11 protein-coding genes are annotated in these 14011 nt (G+C 42.6%); 7 read left to right on the top strand and 4 right to left on the bottom strand.

The window, feature by feature from the left end:
* Positions 1-71: 71 nt before the first annotated feature.
* Positions 72-284 (bottom strand): hypothetical protein, encoded by a 213-nt coding sequence (locus BCU12_RS12910; RefSeq protein ID WP_102404658.1) that lies wholly within the window; start codon positions 282-284, stop codon positions 72-74.
* Positions 285-448: 164 nt separating this feature from the next.
* On the opposite strand from BCU12_RS12910, the gene BCU12_RS12905 reads away from it, so the two are divergent.
* The 7 genes from BCU12_RS12905 to BCU12_RS12875 all read left to right on the top strand — a co-directional run bounded on the left by BCU12_RS12905 (position 449) and on the right by BCU12_RS12875 (position 9038).
* On the top strand, positions 449-1117 hold the full coding sequence (locus BCU12_RS12905; protein ID WP_102404697.1) for a phage repressor protein CI: 669 nt from the start codon (positions 449-451) through the stop codon (positions 1115-1117).
* A gap of 16 nt (positions 1118-1133) precedes the next feature.
* A complete protein-coding gene (locus tag BCU12_RS12900; RefSeq protein ID WP_102404657.1) occupies positions 1134-2468 on the top strand; it encodes a hypothetical protein in 1335 nt (444 codons plus the stop codon).
* 57 nt (positions 2469-2525) lie between these two features.
* A complete protein-coding gene (locus BCU12_RS23620; RefSeq protein WP_241909827.1) occupies positions 2526-3296 on the top strand; it encodes a hypothetical protein in 771 nt (256 codons plus the stop codon).
* A 62-nt stretch (positions 3297-3358) separates the two neighbouring features.
* Positions 3359-5350 carry an AAA family ATPase gene (locus BCU12_RS12890; RefSeq protein ID WP_102404656.1) on the top strand — a complete coding sequence of 664 codons (1992 nt, stop codon included), beginning with the start codon at positions 3359-3361 and terminating at the stop codon, positions 5348-5350.
* A 138-nt stretch (positions 5351-5488) separates the two neighbouring features.
* Positions 5489-6511, top strand: coding sequence for a tyrosine-type recombinase/integrase (locus BCU12_RS12885; protein ID WP_102404655.1), 1023 nt, complete (start codon positions 5489-5491; stop codon positions 6509-6511).
* A gap of 413 nt (positions 6512-6924) precedes the next feature.
* The gene (locus BCU12_RS12880) at positions 6925-7188 is read left to right on the top strand and encodes a GrxA family glutaredoxin (protein WP_102404654.1); all 264 of its coding nucleotides are present in this window, start codon (positions 6925-6927) and stop codon (positions 7186-7188) included.
* 167 nt (positions 7189-7355) lie between these two features.
* Entirely contained in the window at positions 7356-9038 is a 1683-nt protein-coding gene (locus BCU12_RS12875) for an aspartate:alanine antiporter (RefSeq protein ID WP_102404653.1), read from the top strand.
* A 115-nt stretch (positions 9039-9153) separates the two neighbouring features.
* Here the strand turns inward: BCU12_RS12875 and fabV are convergent, their stop codons facing one another.
* The 3 genes from fabV to BCU12_RS12860 all read right to left on the bottom strand — a co-directional run bounded on the left by fabV (position 9154) and on the right by BCU12_RS12860 (position 13632).
* The gene (gene fabV, locus BCU12_RS12870) at positions 9154-10356 is read right to left on the bottom strand and encodes an enoyl-ACP reductase FabV (RefSeq protein WP_102404652.1); all 1203 of its coding nucleotides are present in this window, start codon (positions 10354-10356) and stop codon (positions 9154-9156) included.
* Between the two features lie 278 nt (positions 10357-10634).
* On the bottom strand, positions 10635-12917 hold the full coding sequence (locus tag BCU12_RS12865) for an acyl-CoA dehydrogenase (RefSeq protein WP_102404651.1): 2283 nt from the start codon (positions 12915-12917) through the stop codon (positions 10635-10637).
* An 88-nt stretch (positions 12918-13005) separates the two neighbouring features.
* Positions 13006-13632, bottom strand: coding sequence for a TetR/AcrR family transcriptional regulator (locus BCU12_RS12860; protein ID WP_102404650.1), 627 nt, complete (start codon positions 13630-13632; stop codon positions 13006-13008).
* Between the last annotated feature and the right edge of the window lie 379 nt (positions 13633-14011).

Below are 14011 nucleotides of genomic sequence, written 5' to 3'. Positions count from 1 at the left end.
AACTAAGGCAAAGACATGAAGCCAAAGTGGGCAGTAGGTTTTCGTTGGAATAAAGCGAGCCAAGCGCATGATTAACCTAGGACTTCTAGCGCTTCACGTGCGGCTATTTCGTTCATAGCCACCATGTTGATCATTGGCTTTTCGCGAGGTTTGTCTTTCTTTTTGATGATGACCTTGCCGGAATCGACCTGATCACGAAGGGTGGTGTACTTAATGCCTGTTAGCTCCATGTACTTGTCATACGTAACAAAAGGCGCTTCGGACGGTTGGGTATGAATTAACATAGTGTTATCCTTTCATATGTTGTGCGTACTGGCTTTGGTCGGCATCGTTCGCACTTCGTTAGTTGATAACAAGATATTAGTTTGGTAAACACCAAAGATCAATCGTCATTTGCCGACATTTGATTATCTTTCACCGATCAATATCACACAAAGTGAATGTAATGATGAAAAAAGAAGACAAGTTACTGGCATTTGACTACCTAAAAGGTTCGGATTTCACCGAAAACCTGAAATATTTAACTAAAAGCAAAACCTTCGCAGATCTTTCTGAGTTGCTTGACGTACAAAAGTCCACTTTTAGTACATGGAACACACACGACAGAACGTCACACGAGCTTATGGTGCGTTTGCATTTGCGTTTGGGCATTCCAATAGCCGAACTTGCACTAAGCGAAGAAGAGCGCAAAAACCTACCCAATACGCCAGCACCTCAAGCGGCAGATGTTGCGGTTAATGACTTTTTGTCGGACCTAACTGACGAGAACCCACAGCACCAAACGGTGATTCTAAATAGTTTCTGTTTAACTAACGGCAAGTTGATTGATACGGGCAAAGTACCCTACGCAGTTCGCCGCATGAACAGTTTCAATTTGAAGGTTGAGCACACCATAGAAGTAGAAACTAACGAAGCGGTTTACCTATTAGATAAGAGCACCACCGACGCAGTGAGTGGCGACTATTTGATTGATGTAGACGGCAGGCTTTCTATTAACCAAATTCAACGATTACCAGGCAGAAAACTGGCCGTAGCATTTGGCGATAGCACGCTCGAAGTAGCAGAGCACGATATTAAGGTTATTGGCCGAGTGGCCGTGACGCTGAATAAGCAATAATTGTAGGTAATAACTGATGCCTGAAGTTACATTTAACATGAGTCCGGACACAATCGGGCGAGTCCGACATTTGATTGAAATCTGTCAGATTGAGCTGACTACTATAAAAAAACGTCAGTTCAAGATTAATGACGTTGATGTTGATTTATTTCCACTAGATGAAATTATTAGCCGTGCCACATCCCTGATACTAGGTGCAAAAAGAGTACAGTTATCTCATACTTCGGAACGGGAACAATACGAATTCAATATATCTGAAGTGGAACAGTTAATAGACCAAAACGCCGCTTTCATCGAACTAGAAAACGATCTTTTAGAGATGTTTGGACAATCCTTAAAATCATTTAGAGAGCTAATATCTCTTTTCTATGATTTTTATGATCGCAATGTTAACAGTAAAAAAAATAGAACTTCTGGTCTGCTCAAACAACTGGAAGTAAGGCAAAAAGAAGTCACAGATAAAAGCAAAACAATACTAGACAATTTGGAATCAAACGCAGAAAAACTACGAGTAGAGGCCAAACGATCTCAAAGAAAGCTTCTGGATGACCTAAGCAATGAGGTCGCCAATAAGCTCAGTGAATCCAATACTGAATTCAAGAAAATGAGTTCCGAATTAACTCGTTCTCTCAATAGACATAGCAATCAATTACAGCAAGAAATTACCGATAAGTCACTCTCAAGACTAGACCAAGAAGTAGGTAGTGCTGTTATCAGTGCAACTACTCATATCGAGAAAAAAGAAACTGAAGTACTAAAGAACATCCGTTCAGAAGTAGAAGGCTTATCTAACAAAGTTTCAGAACACATTAATGAATTTGTTGTTCTAAATGATGCCTTGAGAAACACACTTAACTTTGTTTCATCCGACGCATTAGCCGACTCTTCCCTAGCGCATGCGAAGGAAGAGAAAAAAACGGCTGATGACTTAAGGTCATATGGTGTGGTTTGGCTCTTTATTTCTATCTTGTTATTTTTAGGGACTTTTGATTATGACAAGCTAGTAGATGCTGAAGGGATACCGCAATATACCCTGATACTACTGCGTTCATTCTTCCTCATCGTTGGTATTACACCTGCATTTTACTTACTTAGAGAGTCAGCAAGGCACAGAACCGATGAAAGAAGATACCGACAAAAAGGCATTCAACTTGCCACCATCGATGGTTACTTTGCTGAGTTCGATAAAAACGAAAGAAACATCAGTAAGAAAGAGCTTTCAAAACACTACTTCCATGGTGCAGACCACTTCGTTGATAGTACGTCAGTCGATAACGTACAAAATAGCTATAGCAAGGTGTTCGACACAGTATTGAAACAAGCCAATAGTAAAAGCCAGTCAGTGAAATAATAGCAGCAGCACTTCTTCAGAGGTGCTGCTTAGTTAAGTTAATCGAAGGAAAACCACATGGAGCTATTCGGATTACTCAGCATTCTACTGCTGTACATTTTGTACAAGATTCAACAAAAGAAGTTTCGTGAGCGATTGGTTGACCCTAAGTATTGGCGAGAACTCGTGAATGAAGGTAACTTGTCGAAAGAGAAGCAAGAAGCGCTGTGCAAACGCTACAACCTCCCCCATTTTGAGAATGACCAGAAAGCAAAACATGTAAACAACTGGGCTGAAAACCTCACCTCAGTTTGGACAGGTGACGCCCACGACCTAGCCTTTGAATACCCCGATTCTGACGGTGACAAAATCGAAAGAAAGGTTGCGGTAAGCGAAGTGTTAATGAATGACGAAGGCATGTTCTACATAAAGGGCTTCTGTTATGACAAGCAAGAAGACCGCCATTTCAACGTTGGCAAGATGGACAACATCACCTTTAATGGTGGGCAGTATGGTTTCTCGGACTGGTGTCATTCGGTACTTTCAGTAAACCTTTTCAGTGTTTTACCCAAACGGTCAGTTTCAAACATTTCGACCGTGCTGTGGGAAGGGAAATGCCCTGCTACCACTTTCACTTACCGAGATGAAGGCCGTGAACGCTTAACCGTTTACCCTACCCGCTTGGAAGTAAATGGCACATACAGAAACCTGATTGCGACGAAAGAGAACGGTGTCACTAAAACGTTCTTCGTTCAGAACATTGACACCATGCTCGACACTGAAGGCCACAAGAAGAAGCACTTTGATGAGTGGGTTGAGGGTGTTTTGTTGGGTGAGAGTTCTACATAAAGCATTTTAGCGGTTCTTTCTAATATTAATCCTTTTCACAAGTTTAAAGCGGCTTTTTAATCATGTCAGACGATCTACAAAACTACAGCCAGTTAATTAATAAAATTAGAATCCCTAACTTCTCTAACGAAGGATTCAAATCAAACATAAGCTATACTCGTCCTGGTGTTTCAGAGGATATAGATTGGAATTGGCAATTGGAAAACCTTCGGCCAATAAACCTTTTTATTGGGCCAAATAATTCTGGTAAAAGTAGATTATTGAGATTGATTTTCACATCGAATTTGAACTCTATAGATTCCGATACTTTTTCTGTTTGGGATGCCATAGATAGCCTTCTTGACGATCAACTAGACCATCTTCTAAAGAGTAACCTAGTAAATAATGGTTTTAGCTCTCGCTTAGCATCAAAAATTCGACAAGACATATACACCAATCACACTAGTGAAACAAATTACAGTCATATTCATCATTTAGCCGAGAGTTTGGCAAATCAAAACTCTACTCACGTCAATGCCCCTCTTAGAACCAAGTACTCCAAAGAATTTGTTGCAGCACTTTTTCATACGTTAGAAAACCCGTTGTTTGACTTTCTATGCCAGTATAGTGATAGGTCATTTCGAAAGACCTACATTCCACTGCTGCGAGGCTTACGTACTCTTTCTGATACTGACGTTTACTTAAATAGAACTCGCTCTGATTACTTTAATGTCACTAATATGATGTCTAAAGCAAACACTGGAGCGAATCCAGATGATGAGATTTCCATTTTTACAGGGCATAGCTTATACCGTGATTTAACACGGGCATTACTTGGAAATCACCAACTAAGACAAAGTGTTCGAGACTACGAGACATTTTTATCTCAGCAGTTCTTTGAGAACGAAGAAATTGCATTAGTACCACGCCTAAGTTCAGACTCAGACCCAGAAACAAATTCTGACAATAACGTTGTGTATATGAAGATAGGTGATAAAGCTGAACGACCGATTTACGATCTAGGAGATGGCTTGCAAACTGTCATCATGCTGACTGTACAAGCATTCTTGAATGAAGAGCCAACCATGTTCTTTATAGAAGAGCCTGAGCAAAATGTTCATGCCGGCCTACAAAGAGCTATTATTGAAGCCTTTCGCCTTCGTCCTCAACACATGTATTTCATGACCACGCATTCGAATCACTTTATCGATATGGCTCAAGAATTCGATGATGTTTCTCTTCAACGAGTTCATCAAGAAGTCAACGACGGAAAAGAAGTCACCGTTGTAGAAAGTTCAGAAGCAAACATGTCGATTCTTCAATCATTAGGTGTGCGCGCTTCATCAGTGCTTACCGCCAACTGTTCGATTTGGGTTGAAGGCGTAACGGATAAGCTGTATTTACGAACTTACCTTGCCAAATTCATCCAAGAACTTGAATTAACAGATAAACCTAGAGCGGACAAGCTCAAAAGATATCAAGAAAATTTGCACTATATCTTCACGGAATATCAGGGCAGTAATATTACCCACTGGGCATTTAATGACGATGACGATGTAGATGCAGGCTCCACTCAAACTCCAGCAAAAAAACTAAGCCAAAACATACTGTTAATTGCTGACGGAGACATCAGAACTTCAGGAAACAGAGTAAAAAAACTAGAAAAAGCTCTAGAATCGAACTTCTATTTGTTGGACTGGAAAGAGATAGAGAACTATATCCCTAAAGAAATCATAGTAAAGACTGCGGAAAAACGATGGGAAACATTTAATAGCGATAAAAACGACTACCAAATCATTTTTCCAAACATCCTTGCGAACGCAAATTTTGAACAGAAAGACAGTGGTATTGGTAAAATTCTAGAGCTGTATATGAAAATAAAAAAAGATGCTGAAGGGAAAGGCACTGCCAAGAGAAAGTTCTATGAGGCTGATAACGGAAGCATTAAAGACAAGGTTAGATTTTGCGAAACTGCTATTGACATTATGACTACAGATATAGATTGGGAATTAACGGATAAATTAAACGATATGTGTGAAAAGATTTGCTCACATATAGAAACGCATAATAAGTAAGAGAGAAACATAAGAGTCAGGTCTTATCATATGGCTGCTTTTCTTTTCCTGTTCTGTTCCCAAAACACAACTTCAAACATTGCTCGTAGTTTTCACTCAACTTACACTGTTTTTATAACCAGTATAAGTTGAGTGTTTATGTCGATTCGCAACCTTAAAGACGGTACCAAGAAACCATGGCTTTGTGAGTGCTACCCACAAGGCCGAAGTGGTAAGCGCGTTCGTAAGCGGTTTGCTACCAAGGGCGAAGCGACGGCCTATGAAAAGTTTGTTTTAAAAGAAATCGATGACAAGCCTTGGCTTGGTGAAAAAGCCGATCATAGGCGGTTAAGTGAGATTGTCGATTTGTGGTTCGTGCTGCACGGTAAGAACTTAAAATCGGGTGAACATACAAAAGGCCGAATGCAACACATAGTCACGGCATTGGGTGACCCGCTCGCTTCTCAAATCACACCTAAGCAGCTAGCCCATTACCGAGCCAACCGAACCTTTCAACAAGGTAAGAATCCGCAAAAAGAGATTGCCATAAGTTCTAACAATCGTGATATGACGTGCTTGAAAGCGGTCTTCAATAAGTTAATTGAGTTTAAAGAATGGCAACAACCTAACCCACTGGATGGCATCAAAAACATTAAAACCCCTGAATCAGAGCTGACCTTTTTAAGACAAGGCCAAATCATCAAGCTGTTTGATGTGATTAAAGCCAGTGACTATGCCGATGACCTGAGAATTGTGTTTATGATTTGCCTAGCGACTGGTGCACGAATCAATGAGGCTATTTTGCTTAAAGGTGAGCATGTATTCGATAACAAGGTGACGTATGTGAACACCAAGGGTAAACGCAACCGAACGTTGCCAATATCCCAAACCCTGTATGACGACATTAACCCGCAGAAGTCAGGCCGTTTATTCACCTGTAATTATAAAATTGCCCACAAGTGGCTAGTGCGTGCCCTACCCGATTTACCCAATGGCCAAGCAACACATGTTCTTCGCCATACTTTCGCGACCAATTTCATGCGAAATGGTGGCAACATCCTCGATTTAAAAGAAGCGTTAGGCCATTCGAAGATTGAACAAACTATGGTTTACGCGCACTTCTCTCCTAACCATCTGGAGTCTGTTGTTAGGCTCAACCCAATCGCAAACCTCACCCTTTAAATGGCGACAAAGTGGCGACGTTCGTCAGCTTTTCTCGGTGTTATCCATTGTTCTTCGTTTTCGTTGGTTTTATTAACTACTTGAAATGTATTGTAAAGCTAGGATTTACGGGGGTTGGTGAAATGTTGAGATGTCATGAATTGGAACATACTGCACCTCTCTGTATTTTGAACTCATTTTAGCTTGCACCTATCCCATGAGAATTAGTTTGACCCAGTGCAACTTGCTGCAATTCTCTGTTTGAATGTCCGATATTTTTGCGGCATATCACGTTGATGAGAACAAATAATAAACACGAAGATCGAGGTCGAAAGTTTGATAGGTATAACCTATTGGAGTGAGAGGCAATTGCTTCTTTATTTCCATAAAAGATTGGGGCATAGTTGCAGCATCAGAATTAAGGAGAAAAGATTATGTTCGTGGTTATTTTTGGTCGCCCAGCTTGTCCATATTGTGTTCGTGCTAAAGAGCACGCGGAAACACTGAAAGCAAAACGTGACGATTTCAATTATCGCTATGTGGATATCCACGCTGAGGGTATTAGCAAAGCCGATTTAGAGAAAACAGTGGGTAAGCCAGTAGAAACTGTTCCTCAAATTTTTGTCGACCAAGACCATATCGGCGGATGTGATGAATTCGAAATCTACGCGAAAGAAAATCTAGGCCTTTTTGATTAATAAAACGGTTCTAATGATTGAATACTTAACCTGCCCATGACGGCAGGTTTTGTTTATTTGCCTTATGTGAACTAATTGCAAAATATAAAAAATCTCACTTATATTTTAAGACGAATCCGCTACAATCCCCCACTCAAACCTTTCTACCCTGGCAACAAGAGCCAACCGTGAATATAGACGTAATACAACTACTCGAGCAAAACCCAATCTTACTCATCTTCGTTGCACTCGCAACTGGTCTCGCTTTTGGAAAAATCCGATTTGGAAGCCTCCAATTAGGCAACTCTATTGGTGTTCTAATCGCTTCATTGATCATGGGACACTTAGGGTTTTCATTTAATCCAGAGGCGTTAGCCATTGGTTTCATGCTATTCATCTACTGTGTTGGCATAGAAGCCGGCCCTAACTTTTTCGGGATTTTCTTCCGGGATGGAAAACACTACTTTATTTTAAGTTTGGTTGTTCTCACCACAGCGCTAGCAATTACACACTTTGCCACGCATTACTTTGGCCTCGACTACGGTCTATCGGCAGGGATGATGGCAGGGGCTCTTACTGCGACGCCAGTCTTAGTTGGCGCTCAAGATGCCATTAATACTGGGCTTGCGACAATTCCTCGTAATATGGATTTATCGCTAGTGATGGAGAATCTATCTGTCGGTTACGCCATGGCTTATCTTGTGGGCCTCATCAGTATGATCACATTCGCTAAGCTGCTCCCTAAGTTGCAGAAGCAGAACCTCTCCGACTCGGCTCAGCAAATCGCAAAAGAACGTGGCCTTGGTACTTCAGGGCAGCGAAAAGTATATCTTCCAATTATACGAGCCTACCGTGTTGGTCCAGAGCTTATTGATTGGACTGATGGAAAAAACCTCCGCGAGTTAGGCATTTACCGTCAAACGGGGTGTTATATCGAGAGAATTCGCAGAAATGGCATTCTCGCCCACCCAGATGGCGATGCCATTTTACAAGAAGGGGATGAGATTGCCTTAGTGGGTTTCCCTGATAGTCACGCTCGCCTTGACCCTAGCTTTAGAAACGGTAAAGAGGTGTTTGATCGTAACTTACTCGATCTCCGTATCGTTGAAGAAGAGATTGTCGTGAAAAGTGACAGCATGGTCGGGAAAAGGCTCTCTGAGCTTAACCTCTCCGAGTTTGGCTGTTTCTTAAACCGCGTTGTTCGCGCACAGATTGAAATGCCAATGGACTTGGATATCGTCCTTGCAAAGGGTGATGTTCTTCAAGTGAGCGGCGAAAAGAGTCGAGTTCTTGGCCTTGCTGAAAAGATCGGGTTTATATCGATACACAGTCAAATTGCCGATCTGCTCGCTTTCTGCAGCTTCTTTATTCTTGGGCTTATGTTTGGCTTGATCACCATGACATTTGGCCAAGTGTCATTTGGCCTTGGTAACGCTGTGGGGCTCCTATTATCAGGCATTACGCTTGGATTCCTTAGAGCCAACCACCCTACTTTCGGCTATGTTCCGCAAGGGGCTTTAAACATGGTTAAAGATCTCGGGCTAATGATATTCATGGTCGGGATCGGTTTAAGCGCAGGGGGTAAAATATTTGAACACCTGACGCAAGTCGGGCCTCAGATCATAGGCTTTGCATTTGTCGTCAGTGTTGTACCCGTTGTTATCGCTTACCTTGTTGGCGCATACGTACTTAAAATGAACCGAGCGCTGCTGTTTGGCGCGATTATTGGCGCTAGAACCTGTGCACCGGCTATGGACATCGTTAATGATTATGCCAAATCAACCATCCCTGCACTGGGTTATGCAGGCACCTATGCCATCGCCAATATCTTGATGACCCTTGCAGGTACAGTGATGATAATCCTAAGTTGATGGGCTATGGCTGAAGATGTTCACGCCCATATAAAGTAGAAAAACCTCACTCCAAAAAAAAACAAAAAAGGCGCTCAATGAGCGCCTTTTATTCTAACTTCGTCTACACGAGAAATTAGATAGCAGTGATGTCTGATTCAACCGCTGGGTTAACATCCGCGTCATAATCAACGCCTTCAACACCAAAGCCGAACAGTTTTAAGAACTCTTCTTTATATTCAACATAATCTGTTAGCTCTTTAAGGTTCTCTGTTGTAACTTGAGGCCAAAGCTCACGACAGTGTTTTTGAATATCTTCACGAAGTTCCCAGTCATCTAGACGTAGACGGTTTTTGTCATCCACTTCCGGCGCGCTGCCATCTTCTTTATATAGACGCTGGCTGAACATACGATAGATTTGCTCCATACAACCTTCATGCACACCTTCTTCACGCATCTTCTTGAAGACCATCGCGATGTATAGAGGCATAACAGGAATGGCAGAGCTCGCTTGAGTAACAACAGACTTAAGAACAGCAACATTTGCACTGCCGCCCGTTGCTGAAAGCTTAGCGTTCAGCTCTGTCGCTGCGCGATCAAGATCCATCTTCGCTTTGCCTAATGCGCCATCCCAGTAGATTGGCCATGTTAGCTCTGTACCAATGTAGCTGTATGCTACCGTCTTACAACCGTCAGCGAGAACACCAGCATCAGACAGTGCGTTCATCCAAAGTTCCCAATCTTCACCGCCCATTACAGTCACAGTGTCTTTGATTTCTTCTTCAGTCGCAGGCTCGACAGACGCTTCAATGATTTGATCTTTGTTTGTATCAACAGCCGTCGCTGTGTACGTCTCACCGATAGGCTTCAGTGAAGAGCGAATAAGTTCGCCTGTGTCAGGTAATTTACGAACTGGAGATGCCAGAGAGTAAACCACCATATCGATTTGACCTAAATCTTCTTTAATCAAATCAATTGTTTTTTGTTTGGCTTCATTTGAGAAAGCATCGCCATTCAGGCTTTTCGCGTAAAGACCTTCTTCACGAGCGAGCTTTTCAAACGCTACTGAGTTGTAGAAACCTGCTGTGCCTGGCTTTTTCTCAGTCCCTTCTTTTTCGAAGAAAACACCGATAGTAGAAGCGCCACCGCCAAATGCTGCAGCAACACGAGAAGATAAACCGTAACCACTTGAAGAACCAACCACCAATACACGTTTTGGTGCATTTTTAATTGGACCTTGTGCTTTAGTGTAGGCAATTTGTTCTTTTACATTAGCTTCACAGCCCACAGGGTGTGTTGTGGTACAGATAAATCCACGAATTCGAGGTTTGATGATCATATTCAGCTTCCTTAAAAAATCCCCGATAGGATAAAAGGTTCAAGACTAAATCGCATCTTATTTCTGTCAAAACAGAGAGATTCACTCAGTGGTTGGATGTCTTTAAGCCTTATTATTGCTCTAAATTTCTAAATCCACCGAAGTTAGAAATGCGATGGTCTCTTGTTAATCTTATTCACGACTAGCGAAGATAGTACTCTTTCATTGACTATCCTCGGTATTACACGGATCAAAAAGGCTCCCGAAGGAGCCTTAAAATCTAGTGTACTGTCTTAAACCTATGCCGCTGTGGTGAGCTTCGGCTTATTGTTTTTATGAGTTCTTACCTCACTGTAGTCATGACTAAAATCATCAACTTGAATGGCTTTATAACGAAGCTTATCGGCAGCGACGATTTCATCGACCTCATCTTGCGTTAACACATCAGCGGCCAATGCTTGAGCCAGCTTCTCTGCCAGTGGCGCTTTTCGTACGACTGTTCCCGCTTTGACGGCTTTATTCAGCTTACGCTCAAGGCTCTTAATGCCATACATAGCCAAGAACGCTTTCTCCATCAAACCTACGCTATCGTCTTCACTTTCGCCAACATAACAAAGATGAGTCAATCTATCTCTACACGCTCCAGGGGTCATCACACTTTCAGCCAGTTTCACCGCCAGATCATCACTCGGTTTCTCAAAGCGATTACCAATAGGGAACACAAGTAACTTCAGTAAGCGACCCACCATTTTTTGAGGGAAGTTTCGGTACGCTTCTTCTAAAGCATTCGCACCTTTGTGGAAACAGTGCTGAATCGCATAGTGAACATAATCCAAATCTTGTTGCTGGCGACCTTCATCCTCGTATTTTTTCAATACCGCTGACGCCATGTAAAGATAACTCAAGCCATCACCAAGTCGAGCAGAGATCATCTCTTTGCGTTTTAAATCACCACCCAGCGTCAGCATTGCAAAGTCGGCACTCACCGCTAATGCTCGGCTAAGGCGAGTGAGATCTTTATAGTAAACCTGAGTAGGGCCACTCATATCCGCTTTTATAAAGCGAGAGCCTGTTAGTCCAGCACCAAACGCACCAAGCGTGTTCTTCGTCGCGTGGCTAATGTGTTTGAACAACAACTTATCGAACTCTTTCGCGCCTTCTTTTTCATCTGGATTCGCCGCAGCTTCCATTTCTTTTAGAACGTATGGGTGACAACGTGTTGCGCCTTGCCCAAAGATCATCAAGTTACGAGTGAGAATGTTGGCACCCTCTACCGTAATGGCCACTGGCACACCAAGATAAGCCGACGTCAGATAGTTCATCGGGCCTTCTTGAATCGCACGACCAGAGTGAATATCCATCGAATCATTGAGAATGGTACGAGCCATTTCAGTCATGTGATACTTAGCGATCGCAGTGACTATGCCTGGCTTTTCTTTCATATCCAAAGAAGTGGTTGTTAAGGTTCTCGTCGCTTCCAGCAAATACGTTAATCCACCAATGCGCCCAAGTGCTTCTGCTACACCTTCAAACTTACCGATAGACATACCAAACTGTTTACGAACATAAGCGTAAGCACCTGTTGTACGAGATGTGAGATGACCTAGCGCTGTGCCGAGTGCTGGCAAAGAAATACCGCGCCCTGCTGATAGACACTCCACCAGCATCCTCCAGCCTTTACCCGCATATTCAGAGCCGCCAATTAGCCACTCAATCGGAATAAAGACATCATTTCCTCGTGTTGGGCCATTCATGAACGCCAACCCAATCGGGTCATGACGTTCACCCACTTCGACTCCTTCATGTGAAGTAGGAATGAGCGCACAGGTAATACCCAGTTCTTTTTTGTCACCCAGTAGCCCTTCAGGGTCGTTAAGCTTAAAAGCCAAACCAAGAACAGTAGAAACTGGCGCTAAGGTAATGTAACGCTTGTTCCAGTTCAGACGTATGCCCAGCACTTCTTTGCCTTCATGCATGCCGTAACAAACCGTCCCTTGGTCTGGAATTCCGCCTGCATCTGAGCCTGCTTCCGGGCCTGTTAATGCGAAACAAGGAATGTCGGTCCCGTCGGCAAGGCGAGGCAACCAGTAGTCCTTTTGATCTTGAGTGCCATAGTGAGAGATAAGCTCACCTGGCCCCAACGAGTTAGGAACCATGACAGTCACCGCTGCGCTAATACTGCGTGTCGCAATGCGAGAAACAATCGTTGAGTTAGCTAAAGCAGAAAACTCTCGGCCACCATATTGCTTAGAGATAATGAGCGAGAAGAATCGCTCTTTACGTAGGAAATCCCACACTTCTTTTGGTAAATCGCGGTCTTTCTTCACAATTTGGTAGTCATCGAGCATGGACATCAGCGTTTCAAGTTCATTGTCCATGAACGCTTGCTCTTCATTCGTCAGGCTTGGTGCTGGATACTGATGAAGCTTAGTAAAATCTGGCTTTCCAGAAAATAGCTCCCCGTCCCACCAAACACTGCCTGCTTCCATCGCTTCTTTTTCTGTGTCAGATAGCGGTGGCAGAACTTTTTTGAAAAATTTGAACGCTGGGTCACTTACCCATTTTCTTCTTAGAGAGCACATATTCAGATCCTTTTGTTCACGTGTAAGTGTGTTTTTATATTTATTATGTTTTATCTATCTTTAGTTTAGTCAGTCGGCCACATCTTGTTTAATCTGCTGCGACGCCAGCTGATAAATACGGTATGAGCATGTCGACCACGGCTTTCGCGTCGACCTTACTTCCAAAATCATTTTCTGCAATTTCCGCTAACGCTTGGCTAGAAGCCATGGTGAAAACGCACGTTCCTAGCGTAAAATGAAGACGCCAAAATAGGGTCTCTTGGTTTAAATTGGGGTTGGCTTTCAATACCGATTGAGTAAAAAGAGACAACACTTCCTGATAGCGAGTAGTAATAAACCAGCGCAAGTGGCCTTGTACATCGGTATAACCGCGTCCTATCAACAACATAAATCGGCTGGTGCCATCGGGTCTTACGCTATTTAACGAACGCAATGGCTGACGCAAAGATTCAAACACATCCGCAACGGCGTATTCTTCACGCGTATTAAGCGACTCAAGCGAATCCTGTAGAGCGGGCATAAACGCTTCTAAGTATCGATCGAGCACAGCTCTTACGAGCGTTTTCTTATCACCAAAGTGATAATTTACAGACGCAAGGTTAACCCCCGCTTTACTGGTAATCGTTCTTAATGAGGTATCATTAAAGCCTTGCTCAGAAAAAAGCACTTCAGCCACATCTAGAATTTTATTTTTGGTATCGCTCTTGGCTGCCATTTCAATCACTCGTATTAAACATCTGTTTGAAATATACCGTTCGATTACAAGGTTAACAAGCCATTAACATCACATTTATCGATATTGGTCTGACCAGATTGCAGGGTGTTTGGGTAATTACTTGAAAATAATAGAAATTAAAAAAAGAGCATTTTTTATTGGCGTTTTATGGAACTGTTTCGAAAAAGGCGAGTCTCAATAAGTGTAGAAAGCAGGGATTTAAAGAGTTTTTCTGGCCGTCAAACTTGATTTTATACTGCGACTACAATTCAAGCTGCTTTTTCATTTTATTGACTCCTATGTTTGTATCAGCCCAGAACCTTTTTGTTCTGGGCTTTTTTTAGGTTCATCGCGACTTTCCGGGGAAAGCCGCTTTTAT

This window comes from Vibrio sp. 10N.261.55.A7 (genome assembly GCF_002877365.1).
Lineage (GTDB): Bacteria > Pseudomonadota > Gammaproteobacteria > Enterobacterales > Vibrionaceae > Vibrio.
This window is presented reverse-complemented; position numbering and strand designations above follow the sequence as displayed.